Source organism: Nocardiopsis oceanisediminis (genome assembly GCF_048595525.1).
Lineage (GTDB): Bacteria > Actinomycetota > Actinomycetes > Streptosporangiales > Streptosporangiaceae > Nocardiopsis_A > Nocardiopsis_A oceanisediminis.
The window spans coordinates 78704-99705 of record NZ_JAFMZJ010000002.1 but is presented as its reverse complement, the minus strand read 5'-3'; the positions used below and the strand labels follow the sequence as shown (position 1 = coordinate 99705).

Genomic DNA, 21002 nt, shown 5'->3' with positions numbered 1-21002 from the left:
GGACCTTGACCATGACCAGTACTCCCCGCAACCTGGGGTGAGACCACCCCCCACCCCTCCGCCGACGGGAGATGAGGCCCGCGTCTTCGCAGGTCAGTCCCAGTCCAGGCCGCCGCCGGTCTGGTACTCGATGACCCGGGTCTCGAATAAGTACAGCGCCTTTCTCCACCTGCGGAAACGGTTCAACCGCAGGTCGGAGGGGGTGCCTGGTGGATCCTGAGGGAGCCTGACGGCGTCTGAGGGAAGCTGACGGGCCCCAAAACGGCCCCAAAAACGGGGCCCTTCGGAGGTCGCTTCGGAGGGCCCCGCTCTGCGCCTATTCAGTGGCCGTTGGGTTCCGGGCTGGATCGCCGGACGGGTTCGTGGGCGGGCAGGGCGCGGAGCCGGTCGGCCAGGGTGCGGGCCGCCGGTCCGGGGCGGCGGCCAGGTCGGTCTGGAGCGCGTGCAGGCGGCGCCGGGTCGTCTCCCGCAGCGAGTCCGCGGGCACGCTGTCCAGGACCTCCTCGGCCAGCGCGCACGCCCCGCCGGCGTCGCGCTCGGCCGCCCGGGCGCGGGCCAGGATCGCGGTGGCCGCGGCCCACCCGCCCGATCCGGTGCGCTTCAACCCACGCGCGGTCTCGGCGTGCCGACGCGCCTCCCCGGATTCGCCGAGGGCCAAGTGGGCCTCGGCCAGGTGCTGGTGCAGCTCGGCGCGGTCGAACCCCCACCGGGACCGGGTGTCCTCCTCGGCGGCGTCCATGCGCAGCCGGGCCCGGCGGGCGGCGTCACGCGCCTCGCGGGCCAGGCCCATCCGAGATAGAGGTCCCAGTTCGGCCCAGGCGGCCATCTGCGCCTGCTGCAAGGCCCCGGAGGCCAGCTCACTCGCCTGCACGGCCAGCTCCAGGGCGTCGGCGTCGCGGCCCTGGGAGGAGGCGACCATGGCCTGGGCGCCCGTGCTCCAGCTCGCCAGCCGGACATCGCCCACGTCGGTTCCCAAGCGGGCGCCGGTGCCCAGGTGGATGTGGGCCCCGGAATAGTCGGAGGCATGGAAGACGAAGTTGCCCAGCAGCGCTGAGAGCCACCCGGCCAGGGCCCGCAGCTCGCGCCGGTCCCGGTCGGCCTGGGGGCAGGCGAGCATGGCCACGACCAGACCGCGGCACCGGTGCACCTCTCCGGCCATCACCGCCGGCGGGTAGTCGCCGTAGCGGGTCGCGAAGTAGTGCAGGGCCCGGTGGGCCTGCTCGCGGGTCTGCGGCCCGCCGGCGGGCCCTTCGACCTCCAGCTGCAGGGCGAGGCTGTCGGTCACCGACGTCAGTGAATGGTCGGCCATGGGGGCTCCCTGCTCGCATGGGTGGGGACGACGGTACCAATCGTGACCGTAGGCGGTCAGGCCGAGGCGCGCAGGGGGTACGCCGAAAACCTCCACCAGCGCCACCGCGTAGTCCGGGCTGGGGCGTACACCGTTGTGCTCCCAGCGGCAGATGCGCGCCTCGCTCAGTCCGGGGTCGGCCTGCCCGCGGGCGTGCAGCACATCGGCGACGGCGTCGGCCCGCTGGCGGCGGGTCCAGCCGTAGGCGTGGCGGCGGACCTCCAGCGGGCGCATCTCGGGCACGCGCCGAAGGTCAGTGCTGTCACGGGCGCGTGGCCGAGGCCCGGACCTGAGAGCGTCCTGTGGAGCCGGCCGCGCACCCTCTCGTGCGCGTCCCGTGATCCGTTGACCGTCATCGTCTCGGTCGCGACGAGGACGTGGCCGACCGACCGGAGGTCCACGCCGGCGCCGGCCAGCGATCTGCTGACCGACTCCTCGACCAACGGCAGCTCGTCCTCGGTCACCGGGCACAGCTCCTGCCCCCGGTTCATGAGCTCACCGGCCGCTTCGGAGGGCATGGCTCCGGCCGGGAGCTCCGTGAGCGGCGCGGGTACGCCGATCGCACTGGCCAGCGAACCGACCACCGCGCTCATGTCAGAAGGTCCTGCGGATCCCAGCGCACATGGGTCCCGTGCGGGGTCGTCCCGGCCAGCAGCACCTTCTTGCCCATAGGCCAGATCTCGCAGGTCAGGTCGACCACGCTGGAATCCTCCTCACCCGGTTCCAATGAGATCCAGGCCAGGGGCCGGTCCTCGTCCCTCCCCTCTCCCCGGCAACAGACGAGCTTGGTGAACCTGGCGCGTTCGTCCGGGTCGAAGTAGGGCAGCACGATCGAGTGGAAGACCACCGTGGTGCGGCCGGACACGGAGTCCTCGACGTGTTCGGAGACCCATGAGTAGGCGTCCGCGGCGTCGATCCTGAGCCGTGGCACCGACCTGGCCACCTCCAGCGCGGCTTCGAGCCGACGGGCGCGCTCCACGTGCTCCGGCCAGACGAACGAGCGCAGCAGGTTCGGCGTGGCCGGGTCGTGAACGTCGATCGGGTTGAGGTCACAACCGCGGCGCTCGACGACCTCGGGAGGCGCGACGGCCTCCGGGTCCCCCGAGGCGAAGTGTCCCTCCAACCGCAGTGCCGAGTCCGTGGGCACCCACGAACTCCGCGGGCCCGCCACGAAGTAGCGGTCCAGGAGCAGGTTCAGTCCCGCGCTGGCACCGACCTCGAGCAGGCGGAGAGGACGGCCGGTGGCGTGTGCGACGTAGTTCATCGCGGCCGAGAGGGGAGCCGCGCGTCCCACCTCGTTGGTCTGCACGGCGATGCCCATCTGTTCCCGGACGGCGTCGAGGTTGCCGAGGAGGAAGCCGAAGAACTCCGGTACCACGCGTTCCGGGGCGGACTCACCGCCGAGCGTGGGGTAGTGGTCGGTGATCCAGTCCGCGGACTCGCGCATGGCGATCCGGTTGACGGCACCGAACAGCCTCAGGCACAGGGCCGACCGGATGGGGTTCTGACCGTCCTCCGTCAGGAGCCCCGTGACGGTGTCGTCCGGACCGAGACGGTCGATCAGCTCGTCGATGAGGGCGACGTAGGTCGGTGCGCCGTTCTTACGGCACAGATCGCGCTGCCACTCGCAGCCGGCAAGTACCTGTTCGATGGTCAGGCTCATGACGCCACCACCAGTCGGTAGGCACCGCGCAGAGTGGACAGGGACTGGACGGTCGCCTCCTCCGGCTTGACCGTCGTTCCACTGACGTTCTCCAGGAAGAAGAAGAACTCCAGGACCATCAGCGAGCCCGGGAGGCCGGACTCGACCAGTTCCGTGTCGGCGTCGACGTGGGCCGCTTTGTCCCCCAGCCGTTCAAGAAGGAATTCCTGCACTCAGTTCGAGGAACCTGTCTTCAGAAATCATTGTCGATCCCCACTCTCATCGCGTCGCGTGCTCGATGGACAGCCGCGCGACCTCGTTGTTGAACTCGTGCCCCGGCCCGGGAACCCCCGCATGGGGGAACCGCGTTCCATTCCGCCCCGGGGCGGTGCCGGTTTCGGCCGCCGCCGGGTAGCCCCGGTGCATTGCTGCACCGGGGCTACCCGGCGATTCTTACCTGGTGGTGGTGGCCGGGTGGCGCTTGTCGCGCACGCAGACGATGGCCGACTTCCCGCCGCCGGGGATCCGCCGGTCCAGCTCGAACAGGCCGGTGGCGGCGAACAGGTCGCTGAGCTTGGCATACCCGTAGGTACGGGAGTCGAAGTCGGGGCGCTGCTCGGTGATGATGTGGCCGACGGCGGCAAGGTGGGCCCAGCCGTCCTCGTCAGAGGACGCCTCCACGGCATGGCGCAGCAGGGTGACCAGCGCGCTGTCGCTTTTCAGCGCGGCCGCCGGTGCCCGGCCGGGCGCCCCGGCCCGGCCCGGGGTGGTTTCGGTGCGCAGGTTCTCGACGTAGATGAACTTGTCGCAGGCCGCGACGAACGGCTCGGGGGTCTTGCGCTCGCCGAACCCGTAGACGGTCAGACCGGACTCGCGCAGGCGGACGGCCAGGCGGGTGAAGTCGCTGTCGCTGGAGACGATGCAGAACCCGCCGAAGCGCCCGGTGTGGAGCAGGTCCATGGCGTCGATGACCATCGCGGCGTCGCTGGCGTTCTTACCGGTGGTGTAGGCGAACTGCTGGATGGGCTGGATGGACTGGGCCAGCAGCTGCTCCTTCCACCCCTTCAGTTGTGCGTCGGTCCAGTCGCCGTAGGCGCGCTTGACCTGAGCGGTACCGTACCGGGCGACCTCGGCCAGCAGCTCCCCGGCCACCGCGGGGTTGGCGTTCTCGGCGTCGATCAGCACGGCCAGTTTCACGCTGGCGCCGGCAGGGCTGAGGGCGGTCATGCGATACAGCTCCCGTTGCAAGGCGGCCTCCGGGGTCGGCCCGGCTCACCGGCGGCCTACCCCGCGCCGGTCGGCCCTACCAGCGTTCACGCCGCTAGCCTGGCCCGCCCCAGCCGGGACTCACCGTTCCATTCCCACTCGGACCCCAGGTCCCGCAGCGGAGTGCGGTTTCGGAAAGGCACTGGACCAGCAAAAGAGAGGTCCCGGCCACCGGGCGCCCGACCAGCCTGCCGACCAGGTCCGCGTTGAACTCCGAGGCCGCCAGCAGCCCGGCCCAGCGGAACACCTGCCGCTCCTCGGGGTCCAGTGCCTCGTAGCTGAGCCGCAGTCCGGCGGCGCGCACGGCGAGTGGGAGGTGGCCGCAGACCTCGGTGACGGCGCGCGCCGCCTCGGGCGGCTGTCGCCCCGCTACCACGGCACTATTGGTCCCCGACGACCAGTCCCATGGTCGGTTCGGCGGCCGGACACCGGATCGGTCTCGCGTTTCCCACGGCCGCCCCACCCCGCCCCTTCTGACCCGCCAGCGGCGGATCGCACCGCCGCAACGTCCCGGCTTCTACCGATTCACGCTGCGAAGATCCACCTCGGTACGCCCGCCGCGGTGTTGCGGTCGTCGCCACACACGCCGGACAGGGGAGATGACACCAGACCGCTCGGCAATCATCCGGCGGGCGGGGCCGGGAGGGCGTGCAGGCGCTCGCGGGTGTCCGTGCCCGGGGCACGCCGCCGCCGGACTCGGGAGAGGTCGGCACCAGTCGGGTGCCGTCCCCCACTGCCCGCATCGGCACGAGGAATGCGCGACACCCCGGCAATGGAACTCTTCCCGGCTCAGATAGGCGCTCAGGGGGCGACCCGGGCAAGGAGCTCGTGGGCGGCCCGGTGCGGCCGGTGGGCCAGCCAGGGGGCCAGGTCCCTTCCCACTGTGACGGCGGCGTCGATGACGTCGCGCCAGGTCGTGCCCACCCGGTAGGCGCCGGGGGCGGGTACCTCGCCGAAGCCGGGCCAGGGCTGGAGGGTCTTGCGCCAATGCAGGTAGCGGCGTGTTCCCACGGCTTCGCGCACGATGACGGGGACCTGCAGGGCGTCTTCACTCACCAGGACAGGGTCATCGGATGATTCGGGCATCGGCATGCAGGACATGCTCTCACCTGCATGTTCCCCGGTCCCCTCTGCCCCTGGGCCGACGGGGGCAAGGGGGCCTCGGTCATCGGCGCGGTCGGCGTCTGCGGCCATGGCCTGGCCGCAGCACGGGTGGCGGCGCGTGTGCTTCTTCTCGGCCCGTTCGGGGGCTCGCCGCCCTGACCGGGTGACCGCTGTTCGAGACCGCGGTCTGCGAAGACAACGAGATCGGCGAAGGCCGGGCCTGCCTCGTGGAGGAGAAGGGCTCTGCTCTCGTGACGGCCGGCGGTCTGCGGCAGGGGCTGCGTCCTTGTTCCACCGCTTTGTTCGAGGGGCAGGAGCCGGTCGCCCCCCTTTTTTTCCGAGAGTAGGAACCGAAAAGCGACCGGTGCGGGGGCGAGGCCGTGTCATCTGGCCCCGGCTGCCGCTTGAAACGGCGGCCCGCGCCACCTCGGCCTGCACTTCCCCGGAGATCTCGGTGCCCCTGCTGGGGATGGCTGCTGTCTCCGGCGCGGCCAGCCCGAAGGCCGGAAGCGACTGACCCCGGGGATCGGCGTGGATCGCCTCGGGCTCCGGTCCCGTGGCCGGCAGCGGTGACGGTAGGCTCACCCGGTCCACCAAGCACCGACCGAGGGAGGGGCGGATGGACGCAGAAGTCCTGGACCCGGCGGCGGCCTGGAGAGGTCCCTTCCCGATCGAGGTCGACCACGCCCTGCAAGAGGCCGATGGCCTGCACCAGGTGCAGGTCCTGCTCGACCTGCACCCCGGCGGCGGCACCGCAGCCGACCGGGAGACCACTGTGCCCTGGGCCGTCCCACCGGAGGAGAGCGCGGCCTCCTTCGCGCGGCACCTCGACCGGGCCCTGGAGTACCGCAGCGGCGCCCCGTGGCACGCGGTCCTGCACCGCTTCCGCGGCACCGCCCCGGCCCCAGGGGAGCAGGTGCACGACCGGCTCCTCGAGGAGACGGCCGAACTCGCCGCCGGCGAGGCCGAGCAGGCGCTGGCGGAGGGCCGGGCGCCGCGCCCGATCGGCTGGTGCAACCGCCCCGCACCGCCGGCCCTCCCCCACCCGCTGAGGCAGCTCCACGTGCTCAGCCGCGCGAAGTGCTGCGGCGGGCTCCACGCCGAGGCCCGCCTCGACCTGGAGCCCCCCGGGCCGGACCAGGAAGAGGACCTCCGCCTGATCGTCGACCTGCTGCCCGAGCAGCGGCTGCCCCGCGGAATGGAGCTGGACCCACAGACCTGGGAGGAGTTCATCGCCGCGTTCGCCTACGGGCTGAAGCGCGGCTGGAGGCAGGCCGGCGGCGGGCGGGCCCCCTATGCCATGCGCGCGGTGCTGCGCGAAGTCGGATGGCACGACGTCGATTCCGGGCCGTACGGGTTCAAGAGGATCGGGGAGCTGGCCGTCCTCAAGGCCCTGCACCACTTCGGCCCCCCGAGCACGCCCGGGCGCTTCTGAGGACGCCGACGGAACGGCCGCCGAGATCGGCGCATCCGCGCACAGGCCGGCCCCGGCACGGGTCGGTTCACGCTCGGGGAGCGGGTCGGCGTAGAGGCCGGCCGCGCGGCCGGCGTGCCCGGCGGCGTTCCTGCGCATAAGGGCGGCCTCGGCCCGGACAGCCCTGAGCCGGTCGGACAGGGCCGCAGCCGCGGGCAGGAGGGAATCCCGCGCCGGAAACGGTACGAGACTGCGAAAATACGAGGTCAGATACGGGGAGCCGGGTCCCCGGTATCCGGGCGGTCGGCAAGCCACATGTCGAGCTCTTCGCCGCTGAACCTCCTCAGCCACTGCCCCTCGAACTCCGCCATGAGACCGAGGACCCCGGGTGCGAGGAACCCTTCGGGGACGGGCTCGTTCACCTCTTCCCACTGGCCGAAGCAGATCTTGGACCACACGGTGCCGATGAAGTGCGGGTCGACGATCCGGATCGGCGCGTCGTTCTCGTTGACGATCAGGCCGGCGTGCCCGTAGGCCACCAGGACCGTTCCGCCCGGTTGCCGGGCCGCGATGCGCGGCATCTGCCACCTCACCGTTCCGATCGGCCGGACCATGCGCCAGAGATGTCTCAGGCGTCCGGTCGATTTCATCGGAGCCGGCATCTGCCGTGCGCCATTGCAGGGTAGCCGCGGACGGGCCACGCTCTACGGCCTGGCCGTTGGGCGGGCGTCCCGGTTCGCCGCCCGGTTCGGCCCGGGAAGAAGGACGTGATCGATCGCCGATGCCGCCCGCCCCCGGCTCCGTAGCGACCGCAGAGGAGAGCGGCGAAGAATCCGGCGCGGGCTTACGCGCTCGGCTGGAGCAGCGCAGCGAAACTGCGCGGTCGTCGCCGCTGCTCCGGAGCTTCCCGGGCTTCCGGCCGCGCTCGAAGGCGCGCCGGGGCGGCAAAGGGCGAACCTCCTCCGGAGTGAAGCTCGCCATGCCCCACCGGGGAACTCAGCGACGGAGAGGGGGCCGAGGAGGCAATCGCCCTCTGCTGAAGAAGTGACGGAACCGGCGTCCGGCGGGTGTTTTCGGTAAGGCGATCCCCTGCCGTCGCCGACCGCATTGATCTGACTACAGAATTTTCCCTGTGTGCGCCGCTTTGAATATCCGATCGATGCCGTTGCGCGTAGTACGCTGCCCCAAAACACTTTCTTCAAGGAGGCCGGTATGGCTCAGAAGGTTCATGTGCTTCTCGTCGACGATCTCGACGGCGGCGAGGCCGACGAGACCGTTTCGTTCGGCGTAGACGGCACCACTTATGAAATCGACCTCAGCGCGGGCAACGCCTCCCAGCTGCGCGACGCCCTGGCACCGTTCGTCCAGGCCGCGCGCAAGGCTCCGGGTAAGGCCGCCCGCGGGCGCCGCCAGCAGCGCAGCGCCCCCAGCCGCGAGCGCAGCGCGGAGATCCGCGCCTGGGCCAAGGCCCAGGGCAAGCAGGTGAACGAGCGCGGCCGCATTCCGGCCGCCATCGTGGCCGAGTACGAGGCGGCCTCCGAGTAGCCCGGTGCGCAATCACCTCGGCCCCGCCCTGCGGCGGGGCTTTCCGCGTTTTTTGGGAAAGCCTCCGCTCCTCCGCCCCGGACTGGATCGCCTCAACGGCTCTTTCGCCCTCGGATTCGGGGCCGCGGGGGCGTTCTGCAGAGGAACCGGACCCCGCGAAGAACAGAGGCGGGCATGCGGGGTGTTCTGGTCTTCCCCCGGTGTGCGCGTTAGAGCCCCTCGGCGCTGCGGGGCCTTCTGTGGGCGCACCGTCTTCTGCGGGCATGCGCCGCAATGGCACGGGACCCGCCGGCGGGCCCCGTGCGCCCTGGTCGCCGCGGCCGTCCGGGAGCCGTTTCTCCGGCAGGGCCGGGCCGGCCGAAGGCCTCGCAGCACCTGGCTCCGGACGGCCGGGCCCACTGCATCCGGCATACGGCAGGTCGGTGACCGCTCCGACTCCCACAGACGCCATGCAGCCGACCGCAATGGGCCACACACCCCCGACACCGACGGACCACGGTCTACGGGCCCTGCCCGCCGAGGAGCAGGGCGAGGTCCTGGAATCGGCGGACGAACGCATCGAGAAGATCAACGACAGGGGCGCCAGCGCCGTCGCGGACTGCGCCTTCCCACCCCCGACGGGGCCGTGCGCACCCGCGGCCAGGCCCTCCTCTGCGGCGCCCCCGGGCCGGTCGGGCTCACCGCCGAAGAGCACTCGGCGGTGATCGCGCAGATGGTCGAGGCCGGCCTCGACCGCGTGCAGGCCCAGGCCCTCGGCTTCCCCTCCCCGCCAAAGGGGATGAACCGCCGTCCCGGAAGGGACACACCGGCCGGGGCTATCCTCGCCCGGCCCCGGGTTTCCCGCTGAGGCGCTTTCGCACGGCCTCCGGCTTCGCTGCGGCCTCGGTGCCGCCGGCGCCTGCGCAGGAGGTCTCCCTGCCTGACCAACGCAGCGGAATCCCCCCCCGGGGGCGCTCGACGTCGGAGGCCGGGTTGTGGTCCAGCCCCCACCGCTCCAGGTCGATGCCGAGCTGGGAGGCCTGCTTCGGCCCATAGCGGTAGAAGCGGACCACCGCGGCCAGCCGCCGAGCGACGGTCGAGGGCCGCTCGCCGAGCGCGTGGCGCCAGGTGTCCACGTGCGCCTGCCGTGCCTGCAGCAGGTCCAGGTCGTAGACGCGGGCGAGGTAGTCCCGTCATTTCAGCACGTCGTTCCGGTAGGCCTTGCGGGTGTTGTCCGTTTTCATCGAGGCGGCCCAGGCCAGCAGCAGCCGGTCGGTATCAGAGTGCCCGGTGAAGAGGCCGGCGCCGGCGAGGAGGGCGTCACGGGGACAGAGGGCTGCTGGCCATGGGGGGAGCCCTTCGCCGGGCGGCGCCGTGTCCTGCTCCGCGCTATGGTCGGCGACCATGAGCACCAACGCCCCCGCCCTCCTCCCCCGCGCCGGGCAAGGCCCGCTGGCGCCCCGTGAAGACGCCCACCGCTGCGGCGGGACCGCGCGCCATCGCCGGGGAGGTGCCGGTGTCCTCTGAGGAGCACCTGCGCCGTATCCACCAGGACGCCGAGGCCCGGCGGGCGCGCGAGCGCGCGCTCGCCGAGCTGCGGCCGATGCTGGCCTGGATCTGCGGTCTGGCCGCGCTCGCGTCCTGGGGGTGGGCCGCCGCACTGCTGTTCGTCCCCGTGGTCGAGGACTGGGACGGGTCCTGGAGGCTGTGCAGCCGCCCCCCTGCCCTCTCCCCGCCCGAGTCCCCCTCCTACTCCGACCTCGTCGAGGCCGAGGAAGAGCCGGAACAGTGCACCGAGAACCGGCAGGAGCGGCTGCTGGACGCCGTGGCGCCGCTGGCGCTGTCGATGCCGCCGGCCATGGGACTGGTGTTCCTCACCCGGCCCCGCGATCGGGCCCGCCCGACTCCAGACGGTCCCGGTCGTGATGGGGAGGGGTAGCCGCCGATACGGCCGCTCTCCGAGGGCGCCCGGGGCAGGCAGCCCCATCCCCGTACCCTCCGCCGGCCGACCCGGTGCTGTCGGCGGGCTGACCGGGGCCGGCCACGGCGCGGGAGTTCATCACCACCGACATGCCCTCGCGGGCCGAACCCTCCCATCAGCCGCTCGCAGGCTTCACGTTCGCGGCCGCCGGCGGAGATGCGTTCGCCGAGCACTGTGATGGCCTCGGTGGCCTGTTCGGCCTGGCGATGGACTGCTCAGCGAGTGTGCGCACCTGGTCGTCGGTGAAGTCCAGGGAGCCTGACCATAGCCCCGCTCCTCCAGGTGCGCGCCCCCGCATCCCGGCCTGGACGGGCCGATCTCCGCAGCGGTATGCCCGCCCGCTCACCCGGGTTCGGCCCGGACCGGGACCATCCCCACCACAGGGTCGCGCACCAGCTCCCACAGCGACTCCTCCCCTGAGCCCTCACCGGCCGCGAGGTGGGCGCGCACCCGCCACACCTCCACCGTGCCGCCGGCCTCTCCCTCCCCCTCATAGACCCGGTGCACGAGATGGCGGGAGATCAGCCACTCGGTACCGTTCCGGGTCATCCACCCGGTGAGCATGTCGTCCGCCTCGCTTAGGGGGTGACCTCTTCTCGCTCAGCCAGGCAGGGAAGCCGGTCCCGCTCCGCCGGCTGGGCGGAGGCCGGGGACCAGCCGCGGAACCACCACACCGCGACCAGTGAGAAGAGGGGGGCGGGATCGGGATCATAGACCGCCCGCGGGGGCGGGCCCAGCCCGGCGATGCGGGACGGGGCATAGGCGGAGGCGAGCATCACGCCCCGTCCCGCATCCGGCACGCGCATCCGGGTGCCGTGCCAGTCGGGCGGGCCGCCCACCAGCACCACCTCCACCCCCTCCTGGCCGGAGGCGGCGGTCTCGTCGCGTCGGGGAATGGCCATGCTCGTCCTCCTAGCCGGTACCGGACTCCCGAGATCACCCGCGAGGCCGGCGAACGGGGCCGATCCGCCGTGGCGACCCCCGACCTCCTAGAGGCTGGGAGCGGGCTCTCCACCGCTCCCAGGGGCGGCCGGTCCGCCTGCGTGCGGGTGGTGGATCCTGCGGTTGCCTCTGCGCGGCAGCGGCGCGACCGTTCAACACCTCACAACTCTGGAGCCGACGCGCCCTCATTGCGGGCGTAGCGGCTCCGGGGCAGGCGGTCCGGGCTCACCAGAACTGCACGATGAGCTCCTGGCTGTCCTCCGGCGGCGCCAGGCGCACGAACTGCTTGGGGGCGGTCCGGTAGATGCAGCCGATCCCGTAGCGGTGCAGCAGCTTCACCAGGTCGGCCGCAGGCTCGCGGGGGAACAGCCCCCAGACCCGGTCGACGGGCCGGTCGGTGTGGGCCGCGTAGTCCAGAAGCTGGGCCAGGGCCTGGCGCACATAGCTGCGGGTGCTTCCGCTCTTGGCCTCGATCAGCTCGCCGCCCTGCGGACCGCTGAGGTAGACGTCGGTGACTCCCGCCGGGGTGCGCAGCCGCTGGACCTCCACGCCTTCCAGGGTGGAGGCGAACTCCTGGACCAGCAGCGCCTCAGTGCGCCGCACGGTGATCCCGCCCGCGGCGCGCTCATAGGAGGTCGCCGGGGTGTGGACCGCTTCCAGGGGGACCGCCTGGCTTCCCGCCAGGGACGCCAGGAGCTCTTCCTCCACATGCGCCTCTTGGTCGATGAGGGAGCGCAGGTGGCCCTCGGGGGTGATGCCCAGTCCGTCCAGGACGGTGCGGGCCCGTTCTTCGTCCAGGACGCGCAGCCCCATGAAGTTGTCCCCGTGGTTGAACCCCGGCAGCGCCCAGACCTCTTCGTAGGGGATCGCCAAGGGGGTGAAGGAAGACAGGGAGTAGACGTTGAGCCAGGCGCCGTTCTTGGGGTCGGGGTCCCACAGGGTCTCGGCGAAGGCCGCGCTGCGGAAGCGCACTCCGATCTCGCCCACGCCGCGGACCTGCTTCTTGCCGGTGAACAGGACCACGTCGCCGGGGCCCAGGCGCTGCATGTTCTTGTCCTGGGCCTTGGTGGCGCCCCAGAACCTGGCCCGCCCCTGGGGGTGGGCCTGCTCCAGCAGGGCGTACTCCTGGGCGGTCAGGGCCTGGCGGCGGTGGCCGGAGGTGAAGTCGACCTCCTCATCGAGGGTGTCCTTCCAGTGCTGCCTGGCCGCGGCGTTGCCGAAGGACGGCTGGATGGCGACTTTCACCATGAGGGGTCCCCTTGTCCGTGTCGGAGGTGTCGTGCCGGCCCCCATCCTCCTACCGGGTGCGCACTCCGGCGGCGGCAGCCTGCGGCGCGGCCCCGGCGCCCTGCCGGCCCCGCCCGCTCCGCACAGGTCGGCCTGCCTCCGTGAGCAGGCGGGATGCCCTCCGGCGGCGCAGCTCGAACAGGATCCGGTAGCGCGAACGCCCGGCCTCGAGTGATTCGGCCACATACCGCCAGGCCTCGCAGGGGAGCCCGGAGGCGGTGCGGGACGCCAGCCAGGCCAGCGCGCCGGCGCCGAGGAGGGCGTCGACCAGCGGGCCTACTGCGAGCGGGATGGTTCGGCGGTTTCGCCGACCGGGCGTCGTCCCGGACCGGCGGGAGGTGCGGAACAGGGGCGGCGGGCTCTGCTTCAGCGCGGCGGCCTCACGAGCCCCTCAGCGTCCCGAAGGACACGACCCCGCTCAGGGACCGGGGGGTGAGCCGGGCACGGATCTCATCGGTCACTTCGCCGGCTCCCGCGGCCGCCAGGCTCTCCTCGCGGCTCAGCATCCACAGCGGGTGCTCGCCGCTCAACGCGTACCCGGTCATGGCGTCGGCCAGGGCGCCCCCGGAAGTGCAGGCGGTCCTGAGCGTTCCCAGGGAGAACCGCCTCGCCGCTTCCAGCTCGCCTGGGGCCGGCCCGCTCTCCGCGAGCTCGTCAAGGGCCGCAGAGGTCTGTTGGAGGAGCGCATCGGGGCGCGTTCCGGCAACGGCCCTGGCCGAGATCTCCGTCCAGGCGGTGCGCCGGAAGCGTCGTATAGAGGAGTCCACCTGGTAGGCGATCTCTGCGCGGTGGCGCAGCCTCTGGACGAGCCGTCCGGAGAAGAAGCCGGCCACGAGGAGGTTGGCCAGGTGGAAAGCGGCGTGGCCGGGGGCCCCCAGTTTCGGGGCCGGGCCGTGCAGGACCATCTCGGTCGGTGCCTCCCCGGGCTCGGGCAGGAACGCGACCTGCTCCGCCCCGGCGAGTTCCCGCTCGGGAAGGTCGAGGCAGGGAGGCGCCCCCCGCCATCCCGACAGCCTTCCGCACGCCGCCTCCATCGCCTGCTCCGCAATGACGTCGCCCACGATGACGAGGACCGCACCCGCGGGGGCGATGAGGCGCAGGTGGGTCTTTTCCAGGTCCCCGGGGCCCGTCTCCGCGAGAGCGTCCGCCGGTGCGGGAGCGAAGGCCGCCGCCCCTGGCCAGCCCTCCAGCAGCAGTTCCGTTCGGCGCCCGAGTCCGGTCCGGGGGCGGGAGGCGAGCCTTCTCCGGGCGCGGTCCACGGCAGGGAGGGTGTAGCGGGCCGCTGTGGCCGCCTCGGTGACGGCCGCGATCAGCGGCTCTGTCCCGGAGGCGAGCGCGCCGGCCGAGACCACCAGTTCCTCTGGGCCCAGGGCCGCCCGCACCGACCCGGCGTGCTCGGCCATGTCCTGGCGGGTCCTGCAGTCATCGACCAGGCAGGCGGCGAGGAGCTCCATCGGCGCGCTGAGGCCTGGGACCACGCGGGCGAAAGGCAGCGCGAGGCGGACGTCGACCACGCCCGAACCGGGGCGGCGCAAGACGATGATCCTCGCCCCCTCCGGGGTGGTCTGCTCGTGCAGGAAGTCCTGAAGTCGGGCCAACGGGCTCACGGCTCCTCCCGGGGAAGGACGCGGACGACGGCGCGGCCGCCCTCGCGCGACCGCCCTGCGGCCGCGCAGACCTGATCGAAGCGCAGTTCCTCCAGCTCCTTGGACAGTTCGAGGTGGGGGGCCGGGTCGCCGAGCACGGCCTCGGACCGGCCGATGCCCGCGGCCACAGAAGCCAGATCGTCCAGGAGGCGCAGCTGTTCCAGGGTGAGTGCGGCGACGGCGCGCCGCATTTCCTGTTCGGAGAAGCGCCCCGAGGAGATCTGCTCGAGTTCGCCGTCGACTTCGGCGACCAGCCGACCGGTGTCTGTGGTGTCCGGATGGGCGATGCGGACGGCCAGGGTGCTGGCCGCGGCCGAGGTGAAGCGCTGCCCGGGGCGGCCATGGTCGACGCGGGCCGACAGCAGGTCGGCCCTTCGGCTGACATGGCCGCGAAACCGGGCCGCGAGCAGCTCTGCGACCACGAGGCCGCCGAGCGAGCCGGGGCGGTCCGGGCGAAGGGCCGCCGCGGGGTAGCCGATGGCGGCGAGGACGATCCCTGGGGGGCCGCCGCGCTCCTCGGCGCGGTGGGCGCCCGGGTCCAGGGGCCGGGCCGGGGGGTCGGGCACCGCCGGACCGCCTCCGGGAGGGAAGGACTCGAAGTGGCGCCCGACGCTCTCCAGTGTGCGTTGCGGGCAGATGTCCCCGGCCACGGTCACCACCGTGTTGGAGGGGACATAGTGCGCGGAGTGGAACTCCGCGGCGGTGTCGCCGGTGAGGCGGGCGACGGCATCGCGCTCTCCGTGGGGCAGCCGGGTGTGGGGGCCGGGGCCGTGGAGCAGCGGTGGCAGCCTGTCCCATGGAAAGGCGGCGATCCCGGAGGAGAGGGCGGCGATCTCGGCGAGGACGACACCGCGCTCACCGCGCAGCGCCTCAGCGCCGGTCTCCGGCGGGCGAAGGCGGTGCGCCTCCGCAGCGAGCGCCTCGTCCACTGATTCCGCGGGGAGGACGCTGACGAACTCGGTGTGCTCGTGATGGGTCGTGGCGCTGCACATGCCTCCCGCCCGTTCGATCGCACCTACGCCTCCCCCCGGGGCGGGGGCCCTGCGGAAGGTGAGGTGCTCCACCATGTGGGCGAGCCCGCTCGCCTCCCAGGGGTCGGAGCCGGCCCCCGAGGCGATAGTCAAGACGACGCAGGCGACACCGCGGTGGCCGGTCGGCAGCAGGCGGACTCGGAGCCCGTTGCCGAGGACGACCGAGGTCAAGGGGCCCGGCGCGGTCATGCCTTCCCTGCCTTCCCAGAGTCCGCGTCGTCCATGAGGCGGAGGCAGGTGAGAACGGCGATCAGGTCGTCGATCGCGGGACGCAACCCTTCGCCCATGTGCGGCCCGGTCGCCTTCAGGACGACCTCTTGGACCCCCGCCGCGTGGTACTCGCGCAGCCCGGATGCGATCTCCTCCGGTGAACCGTAGAGGAAGACCCCGCTGTCGACCAGGGCCGCGGCGCTGTCCCTGCTGCCGTCTCCCAGGCCGATCCCTGCCTCCGCCAGCATCGCGCGGTAGTGCGGTGCCCTGAGGTGCAGCCCTGCGCACAGGTCGGCCAGTTCGACCGGGTCGCGTCCGGGACGGCGCACGGCGATCTGCACCATGGTGGCGATCCGTGGCGCGGATTCGCGGCCGACGGCACCTTTCCTCAGCTCGGGGGCGATGACGGAGCGGAGGTAGGCCGGCGGTGTCAGCCAAGTGATCGCCACATCGGCGATACGGCCAGCGGCGGCCGCCATCCGGGGGCGCAGAACGCCGAGCCCGACCTCGACGTCTCCTCCCCCCTCGAGCGGCTCCAGGCCCTGGTGGAAGAAGTACTCGCCTTCGAAGGCGACCTCTTCGCCCGATAGCAGGCGGCGCATGAGATCTGCGTATTCGGCGGCGGCCTTCCTGGGGCTGTCGTAGGGGCGGCCGCGCAGCCCGCGGACGAAGCCGGGATGGGCCGCACCGTAACCGGCGGTGTAGGGGTGCCCCGTCAAGGTGGCGATCGAGTTGGCGGCCACGGCGGCGTCGTAGGGGTGGCGCAGGGCGGTCAGGGAGACCCCTGACCCGTAGGGGATGCGGATCCCCATTCCCGCCATGAAGGAGATGATCTGCTGGGTCTCGATGAGCCGGCTCTGGCCGAACCACATCCTGTGGGCGCCGGAGCGCTGGACCAGGCGCCCGTAGGGGACAACGTCACCGGGTAGGCGCGGTTGGAGCGGGGAACCGATGGAGAAGACCGGAGATTCACTCACCGGCGTCCTCCTCAGGCCTGCGGTACACCGAAACGCACATGTCGCCACCGCCGGTGAAGTCCCGGCCCGACCATCCGTTGTAGCGGCCCGTCGGCAGGAGTCCGCAGATGCGGGCCATCAGGTCGAGTTCGGAGGGGTGGACGGGTCGCATGAAGCCCACCGTCACCTCGGGCGCTCCCTCCCGGAAGAGGGCGCTGGTCATGAAGGTCATCTGAGCGCCCGGCATGGCCTGGACGGACTCGAACATGACGCCGCCCGGGCCCAGGGGGTGCATGGTGATCCCGTTCCCCGATTCGTGCGCCGGGTCGAACGTCTCGAATACGAGGTGCCCGCCCGGGCGCACGTGGTCTCGCATGTTGGCGATGGCCCTGATCTGGTCCTCTTGGGAGAGCACGCAGCACAGGGCGTTATAGGCGGCCAGCGCGGTGTCGAACCTCTCCCCCAGGCGCATCGAGGTGAACGTGGCCCGGGTGGCGGTGACGGTGCCTTCAGGGTCGTTCTCGGCGAGCCGGGCCAGCATGCCTTGCGAGGCGTCGACTCCGTGCACGCGCAGGCCCCGTTCGGCGAGTCGGAGAGCGATCCTGCCGGTGCCCACGCCGAGCTCGAGCACCGAGCCGCCCGGCGGGCACAGGCCGGCGACGAAGCCGGCGCATTCCTCGACGCCTTCGGTCACGGGGTAGAGCCGGTCGTAGACCTCTGCGAGGCCGTCGCCGTAGTGGCCGCTGAGCTCCAGGTCGTCGGCGAGGCCCTCGTCGGTGCCGTTTCCCGTGTCAAGGCTCATTGCGGTTCCTTCCCGGTGTCGGGGTGCGTTTGCGGGGTGGTAGGGGCGGTGAGGTTGCGGGAGGGGTCGGTGGGGTCGATGCCCGCCGCGGTGAACGCTTCGGCGACGGCCGCTTCCCGGGTACGCCGCTCCGGGGCCGAGGCGTGGGTGATGAGCCCTTCTGCCAAGGCGCGGGAGCGGTGCTGGCCGAAGCTGAGCCCTCGGTGGCCGGGGCGCCCGTCGGCGGGCTCGCTGGCCCGCGCGATGCCGGGGGCCAGGGGGCGGGCGAAGGGGGAGGTCTCCGACCCGATGCCGGGCATGCCGGTGATCTGAGCGGCCACCGCGTCCAGCGCGGAGGCGTCGGCTTCCGCGGTGTAGACGACCAGTGCGTCGCGCCGGGGGAAGGCGTCGCGGGCGGAGAGGACCTTGGCCCGGTAGTGCAGGGCCCGCTCTTCCAGGGCCTCCAGGACCGAGCGCCAGATGGTCGGCGCGGCGCCCGGGGAGGTGATGTGGACGAAGAGCCGCGCCACCTCGCTGGCGCCGAGGGCCGCTCCGCGCGATCCGTCGGCCAGGAAGAAGCCCGGGGACAGCAGGGCTCGGGACGCCGGGAGTGCGACGTCCACGCTCATCCCGGGGTGAAGCTCCCCCGGTCGGGCGACCGCTGTGCGGGGGATGCGGACGCGGACATCGGAGAGGAGGACGACAGCGTGCCCGTCCCCGTCCCGGACCGGTGCGGCGATGCGGGCCGGGGAGGACGCCGAGCGGTGGGGGACCGCCTCCCGCAGCGGCCGCTCCATCCGGGTGTCGCGCAGTGTGCGCGGCCGCGGGCCGTCCGCGGAGGGCGGTTCGCCGCTGTGGAGGGTGGAGTAGAGCCTGGCCGCCAGCCGGCCGCGGAGTTCTGCGGCGCTCTCCGCGCTCACCTCCTCGCCGTCGACCCGCGCCCTCAGTTCAGGAAGCCCTATCTCCACTCGCCGCAGCAGGGCGGTGATGCGGGGGTGCAGCCGTGCGGTCGCGGGGTCCCTCATCGGTGCGCCTCCTGTGCGGTCGGTGCAGGCCGGGCTGCCAGTCCCAGCAGCGGGGCGGCGTCGGCGGGCGTCAGAAGGGCCCGGCGCCCTATACCCGCTGCGGCCTTGACTCCGGCGAAGAGCCGGGGCCTCTCCCTGGCCGTGGCGATGAGCCGTTCGAACAGGTACCAGCCGGCCCAGGCCGCCGCGCGCTCGGCGAAGCCCGGATCGGGGTCGCGGGCGCTGCGGTAACCCTGCCATAGCGCTTCGACGAGGGGCCGGTCTGCGATGAACTTCGCCCGGGTGCGCGAGATGATCCCGGTGTGGGGGTCGCCGTCGGGGTCCGGTCCGGGGAGTCCCCCGCCATGGTGGCCCCGGGGGCCTCCGGTGGCGGCGCGGTAGAGCCATTCGCCGGCGAAGGCTCCCACGTCCCGGGCCGGGTCGGCGATCCGGAACTCCTCCCAGTCGCTCAGCAGCATCCGGGATCCTTCCAGGATCAGCTGGTCGAGCCGGAAGTCGCAGTGGGCGGGGGTCCGGGGGGCCTCGGCCTCCCAGGAGCGCAGCCGCCGCAGAGCCGAGACCAGTTCCCGGTCCTGCTGGATCAGGTTCCAGGCCTCCAGCTCCGCCATGCTGCTGGACAGGTACAGCTCCAGGGGCAGGGCCTCGGCCCATTCCATCGGCGGCATGGCCGGCGGGGAGGTGTCGACGGCGGCTTCGGGGAGGGACCGCATACTGTGCAGCGTCCCGAGGATCCTGCCCGCGCGTCGGGCGTGTGCTTCGGTGAAGCGGTCCTCGTCGGCGAGCACCGCCGCCGAGGCGGTCGAGGCCAGTCCCTCCCAAACGATAAGCCCTGTGCCCTGGTCCCAGCCGAGGCAGTGCGGGGCCGGCGGAGCGCTTTCGGGGGCGGCCTGCACCAGCCGCTCGAAAGCCACCGACCGGTCGAAGGAGGGGCTGGCCGTGCCGCTCTCGGGAAGGATGCGCTTGACGAAGACGGCGGCCCCGGTGTCGGTGGTCCCCCTCCAGTTGTCGTTGCGCCCGGAGAAGGACACCAGGCTGGAGCCCTCCATTCGCCCCAACCCCAGTTCGGCCAGCACCCGGTTGACGTCGGGGGCACCGGTGAGCGGGGCGGGGGCCACCAGGTACCTTTCCGGCGGGCCGGTGCGGGGGGAGGCGACTCCGTCGGCGCCCTGGGCGGTGTCGAGGAGTTCGGCGAGCGGGTCCAGGTACTCCTCCAGCTGGTCGGCCCACCCGACGGCGGTGGCGAAGTCGTGCATGTGGAGGGCGACGCGCAGGGCCGCCATCCGGGCGAGGAGTGTGCCGTCGAGCGGCGCACCGTAGCCGTCGCTGAGGGCGTCCGCCAGCGTCTCCCCCGCAGAGTCCTCCCGGTCCGGGCCGCCTGTGAGCGCCGCTGGGAAGCCTGTGATCTCGGTGATCTCCCCCAGGATCCAACCGACGTCGTATTCGGCCGCCCCTGCGGCCAGGGCCTCGCCGCTGAGGATCTGGGTACCGCCACCGTGGAGAACGATCGTTCCCATCGACGGGGCTCCGTGGAGGAGAACCTCTTCGGCTCCCGGCCCGTCCAAGCCGAGCATGCCGGTGCACCACGAGGCCATCCGCTCCCATCGGGCGGTTCCGAGCCGCTGGAAGGCTGCCGCGCGGAGGCGTTCTCCGGGAGCGTTCGCCTGCGGGAGGGCTGGGCGCAGCCATGACCGCAGCCTGCCCAGCGCCGGCGGGCGGCGGTGTGCGCCCTGCCCTTTTCCTCCCTCCTCCGGCAGGCCGGCCAAGTGCAGGGCGCGCAGGGTCGAGCCCACCGACCGCAGGGCCCTGCAGGCGCCCGGTGAGGCGTTCGCTCCACCGGAGCCGATCAGGAGCTCTGCCAGTGTCCGGTGGCCGCGGAGGCGGTAGCGCACTCCGCCGTCGGCGGGCAGGCCGACGGCGATCTCGGCCGCAGAGGAGGGGAGATGGAGGGGGAGCCGCGCGAGCAGCGGTTCCGGAGCCAGGCTCGGGGAGGGGCCGTCCTCGCGACCGGCGGTCCTCGACCAGAGGTAGCACCCTTCGCCCTCCCGGGTGATCCGGGTCCGGACCAGGCCTGTGCCGTACTCGGCGACGATCGGGGAAGAGGGGTCAGGCCGCATCGGCGGGCTCCCCCGATTCGTGTCGGCCTCGGAGGCCGATCCTGTTCCTGAGTCCTTCGACCAGGTACATCAGTTCGGGCAGGGGGGCGGCCGCACCGTTTCCCACCTTTCCGGTGGTAGCGCTGCGCGCCGACTCGCACGGAGCGAGCACGACGTTGCGGAGCCGGGCCAGTGCGCGCAGGTGCTCCTGGACCGCCGGGGAGTCCAGGGAACCCGGCGGTAGGGAGGGCGCCAATCCGATCGGACCCGAGAAGCACTGCAGGGTGAGCAGTGAGGGGGTCTCAGGCAGTCCGAGGGCATGGCGTGCGAGGAAGTGCGCCGTGGCCGGGTAGACCAGTACTGCATCCGCCCACTCCGACCAGGCGACGTGCGGTGCCTGTTTCCGGCTCTCCCCTCGGGGCCCGCCCCACTCGTCCAGGAGGACGCCGCCGGGGTTCAGCGCGGCGAGCGCCTCGGGGCTGACGAACCTCCGGGCACCTCGTGTGAGCACCGTGCGCACGGTGGTCTCGGGGTGGAGCTCGCGGATCCAGTTCAGCCAGAAGGGCAAGAGGGAGACGCTCAGTGCCCCGGTGCCTATCAGGAGGGTGTTGCGGGCGCCGTAGGGCTGGGGGCCGGGTGAGGGGGGTCTGGCGTTGTCCGACGCCATCGTGGTGGGGCTCCTTGTCCTGGGGCGGGGGCGGGTCCCGGAGACCGGTTCTCCGGAGCCCGCCGCATCATCGGTCGAACGCGCG

At 72.5% G+C, this 21002-nt stretch carries 22 protein-coding genes; 3 read left to right on the top strand and 19 right to left on the bottom strand.

Annotation, left to right across the window (positions count from 1 at the left end; genetic code table 11):
* Positions 1 to 316: 316 nt before the first annotated feature.
* From J0910_RS30395 to J0910_RS30370, 6 genes are all read right to left on the bottom strand, one after another.
* On the bottom strand, positions 317 to 1591 hold the full coding sequence (locus tag J0910_RS30395; RefSeq protein ID WP_420162209.1) for an NsdA family TPR-like regulatory protein: 1275 nt from the start codon (positions 1589 to 1591) through the stop codon (positions 317 to 319).
* 346 nt (positions 1592 to 1937) lie between these two features.
* Positions 1938 to 3011, bottom strand: a complete 1074-nt coding sequence (locus J0910_RS30390) for a DUF2332 domain-containing protein (RefSeq protein ID WP_420162208.1) — start codon at positions 3009 to 3011, stop codon at positions 1938 to 1940.
* Positions 3008 to 3223 (bottom strand): hypothetical protein, encoded by a 216-nt coding sequence (locus J0910_RS30385; RefSeq protein WP_420162207.1) that lies wholly within the window; start codon positions 3221 to 3223, stop codon positions 3008 to 3010. The genes J0910_RS30390 and J0910_RS30385 overlap by 4 nt, the downstream gene beginning before the upstream one ends.
* Before the next feature lie 220 nt (positions 3224 to 3443).
* Positions 3444 to 4217 (bottom strand): NYN domain-containing protein, encoded by a 774-nt coding sequence (locus J0910_RS30380; RefSeq protein WP_420162206.1) that lies wholly within the window; start codon positions 4215 to 4217, stop codon positions 3444 to 3446.
* Between the two features lie 94 nt (positions 4218 to 4311).
* Positions 4312 to 4632, bottom strand: a complete 321-nt coding sequence (locus J0910_RS30375; RefSeq protein WP_420162205.1) for a hypothetical protein — start codon at positions 4630 to 4632, stop codon at positions 4312 to 4314.
* A gap of 425 nt (positions 4633 to 5057) precedes the next feature.
* Positions 5058 to 5312 carry a hypothetical protein gene (locus tag J0910_RS30370; protein ID WP_420162204.1) on the bottom strand — a complete coding sequence of 85 codons (255 nt, stop codon included), beginning with the start codon at positions 5310 to 5312 and terminating at the stop codon, positions 5058 to 5060.
* Positions 5313 to 5979: 667 nt separating this feature from the next.
* On the opposite strand from J0910_RS30370, the gene J0910_RS30365 reads away from it, so the two are divergent.
* Positions 5980 to 6795, top strand: a complete 816-nt coding sequence (locus J0910_RS30365) for a hypothetical protein (protein WP_420162203.1) — start codon at positions 5980 to 5982, stop codon at positions 6793 to 6795.
* Positions 6796 to 7040: 245 nt separating this feature from the next.
* Here the strand turns inward: J0910_RS30365 and J0910_RS30360 are convergent, their stop codons facing one another.
* Positions 7041 to 7355, bottom strand: coding sequence for a hypothetical protein (locus tag J0910_RS30360; RefSeq protein ID WP_420162202.1), 315 nt, complete (start codon positions 7353 to 7355; stop codon positions 7041 to 7043).
* 631 nt (positions 7356 to 7986) lie between these two features.
* Here J0910_RS30360 and J0910_RS30355 point away from each other — a divergent pair.
* Positions 7987 to 8319, top strand: a complete 333-nt coding sequence (locus J0910_RS30355) for a histone-like nucleoid-structuring protein Lsr2 (protein WP_420162201.1) — start codon at positions 7987 to 7989, stop codon at positions 8317 to 8319.
* An 815-nt stretch (positions 8320 to 9134) separates the two neighbouring features.
* Here the strand turns inward: J0910_RS30355 and J0910_RS30350 are convergent.
* Both J0910_RS30350 and J0910_RS30345 read right to left on the bottom strand, forming a co-directional pair.
* Positions 9135 to 9434: a hypothetical protein gene (locus J0910_RS30350; RefSeq protein WP_420162200.1), complete on the bottom strand. Its 300-nt coding sequence runs from the start codon at positions 9432 to 9434 to the stop codon at positions 9135 to 9137.
* 57 nt (positions 9435 to 9491) lie between these two features.
* Positions 9492 to 9713 (bottom strand): hypothetical protein, encoded by a 222-nt coding sequence (locus tag J0910_RS30345; protein ID WP_420162199.1) that lies wholly within the window; start codon positions 9711 to 9713, stop codon positions 9492 to 9494.
* A 101-nt stretch (positions 9714 to 9814) separates the two neighbouring features.
* Here J0910_RS30345 and J0910_RS30340 point away from each other — a divergent pair, with 101 nt between their 5' ends.
* Positions 9815 to 10237, top strand: a complete 423-nt coding sequence (locus J0910_RS30340; protein ID WP_420162198.1) for a hypothetical protein — start codon at positions 9815 to 9817, stop codon at positions 10235 to 10237.
* Between the two features lie 384 nt (positions 10238 to 10621).
* Here the strand turns inward: J0910_RS30340 and J0910_RS30335 are convergent, their stop codons facing one another.
* From J0910_RS30335 to J0910_RS30290, 10 genes are all read right to left on the bottom strand, one after another.
* The gene (locus tag J0910_RS30335) at positions 10622 to 10828 is read right to left on the bottom strand and encodes a hypothetical protein (RefSeq protein ID WP_420162197.1); all 207 of its coding nucleotides are present in this window, start codon (positions 10826 to 10828) and stop codon (positions 10622 to 10624) included.
* Between the two features lie 29 nt (positions 10829 to 10857).
* Positions 10858 to 11181: a hypothetical protein gene (locus J0910_RS30330; RefSeq protein ID WP_420162196.1), complete on the bottom strand. Its 324-nt coding sequence runs from the start codon at positions 11179 to 11181 to the stop codon at positions 10858 to 10860.
* Positions 11182 to 11446: 265 nt separating this feature from the next.
* Complete coding sequence (locus J0910_RS30325) at positions 11447 to 12469, bottom strand: hypothetical protein (protein WP_420162195.1); 1023 nt, start codon at positions 12467 to 12469, stop codon at positions 11447 to 11449.
* 419 nt (positions 12470 to 12888) lie between these two features.
* The gene (locus tag J0910_RS30320; RefSeq protein ID WP_420162194.1) at positions 12889 to 14106 is read right to left on the bottom strand and encodes a M16 family metallopeptidase; all 1218 of its coding nucleotides are present in this window, start codon (positions 14104 to 14106) and stop codon (positions 12889 to 12891) included.
* A gap of 5 nt (positions 14107 to 14111) precedes the next feature.
* Positions 14112 to 15374: a M16 family metallopeptidase gene (locus J0910_RS30315; protein WP_420162193.1), complete on the bottom strand. Its 1263-nt coding sequence runs from the start codon at positions 15372 to 15374 to the stop codon at positions 14112 to 14114.
* A complete protein-coding gene (locus J0910_RS30310) occupies positions 15371 to 16372 on the bottom strand; it encodes an LLM class flavin-dependent oxidoreductase (protein ID WP_420162192.1) in 1002 nt (333 codons plus the stop codon). The genes J0910_RS30315 and J0910_RS30310 overlap by 4 nt, the downstream gene beginning before the upstream one ends.
* Positions 16365 to 17153, bottom strand: coding sequence for a class I SAM-dependent methyltransferase (locus J0910_RS30305; RefSeq protein WP_420162191.1), 789 nt, complete (start codon positions 17151 to 17153; stop codon positions 16365 to 16367). Before J0910_RS30305 ends, J0910_RS30310 begins: the two co-directional genes overlap by 8 nt.
* Positions 17150 to 18157: a T3SS effector HopA1 family protein gene (locus tag J0910_RS30300; RefSeq protein WP_420162190.1), complete on the bottom strand. Its 1008-nt coding sequence runs from the start codon at positions 18155 to 18157 to the stop codon at positions 17150 to 17152. Before J0910_RS30300 ends, J0910_RS30305 begins: the two co-directional genes overlap by 4 nt.
* The gene (gene lxmK / locus J0910_RS30295; RefSeq protein WP_420162189.1) at positions 18154 to 20271 is read right to left on the bottom strand and encodes a class V lanthionine synthetase subunit LxmK; all 2118 of its coding nucleotides are present in this window, start codon (positions 20269 to 20271) and stop codon (positions 18154 to 18156) included. Before lxmK ends, J0910_RS30300 begins: the two co-directional genes overlap by 4 nt.
* On the bottom strand, positions 20261 to 20917 hold the full coding sequence (locus tag J0910_RS30290) for a flavoprotein (RefSeq protein WP_420162188.1): 657 nt from the start codon (positions 20915 to 20917) through the stop codon (positions 20261 to 20263). The genes lxmK and J0910_RS30290 overlap by 11 nt, the downstream gene beginning before the upstream one ends.
* Between the last annotated feature and the right edge of the window lie 85 nt (positions 20918 to 21002).

Excerpts from the sequence above, each read along its gene's own strand:
- J0910_RS30390 (WP_420162208.1), bottom strand. The coding sequence starts at position 3,011 with ATGAGCCTGACCATCGAACAGGTACTTGCCGGCTGCGAGTGGCAGCGC.
- J0910_RS30380 (WP_420162206.1), bottom strand. The coding sequence starts at position 4,217 with ATGACCGCCCTCAGCCCTGCCGGCGCCAGCGTGAAACTGGCCGTGCTG.
- J0910_RS30365 (WP_420162203.1), top strand. The coding sequence starts at position 5,980 with ATGGACGCAGAAGTCCTGGACCCGGCGGCGGCCTGGAGAGGTCCCTTC.
- J0910_RS30360 (WP_420162202.1), bottom strand. The coding sequence starts at position 7,355 with ATGCCGCGCATCGCGGCCCGGCAACCGGGCGGAACGGTCCTGGTGGCC.
- J0910_RS30355 (WP_420162201.1), top strand. The coding sequence starts at position 7,987 with ATGGCTCAGAAGGTTCATGTGCTTCTCGTCGACGATCTCGACGGCGGC.
- J0910_RS30335 (WP_420162197.1), bottom strand. The coding sequence starts at position 10,828 with ATGACCCGGAACGGTACCGAGTGGCTGATCTCCCGCCATCTCGTGCAC.
- J0910_RS30330 (WP_420162196.1), bottom strand. The coding sequence starts at position 11,181 with ATGGCCATTCCCCGACGCGACGAGACCGCCGCCTCCGGCCAGGAGGGG.
- J0910_RS30325 (WP_420162195.1), bottom strand. The coding sequence starts at position 12,469 with ATGGTGAAAGTCGCCATCCAGCCGTCCTTCGGCAACGCCGCGGCCAGG.
- J0910_RS30315 (WP_420162193.1), bottom strand. The coding sequence starts at position 15,374 with ATGACCGCGCCGGGCCCCTTGACCTCGGTCGTCCTCGGCAACGGGCTC.
- J0910_RS30305 (WP_420162191.1), bottom strand. The coding sequence starts at position 17,153 with ATGAGCCTTGACACGGGAAACGGCACCGACGAGGGCCTCGCCGACGAC.
- J0910_RS30300 (WP_420162190.1), bottom strand. The coding sequence starts at position 18,157 with ATGAGGGACCCCGCGACCGCACGGCTGCACCCCCGCATCACCGCCCTG.
- lxmK (WP_420162189.1), bottom strand. The coding sequence starts at position 20,271 with ATGCGGCCTGACCCCTCTTCCCCGATCGTCGCCGAGTACGGCACAGGC.
- J0910_RS30290 (WP_420162188.1), bottom strand. The coding sequence starts at position 20,917 with ATGGCGTCGGACAACGCCAGACCCCCCTCACCCGGCCCCCAGCCCTAC.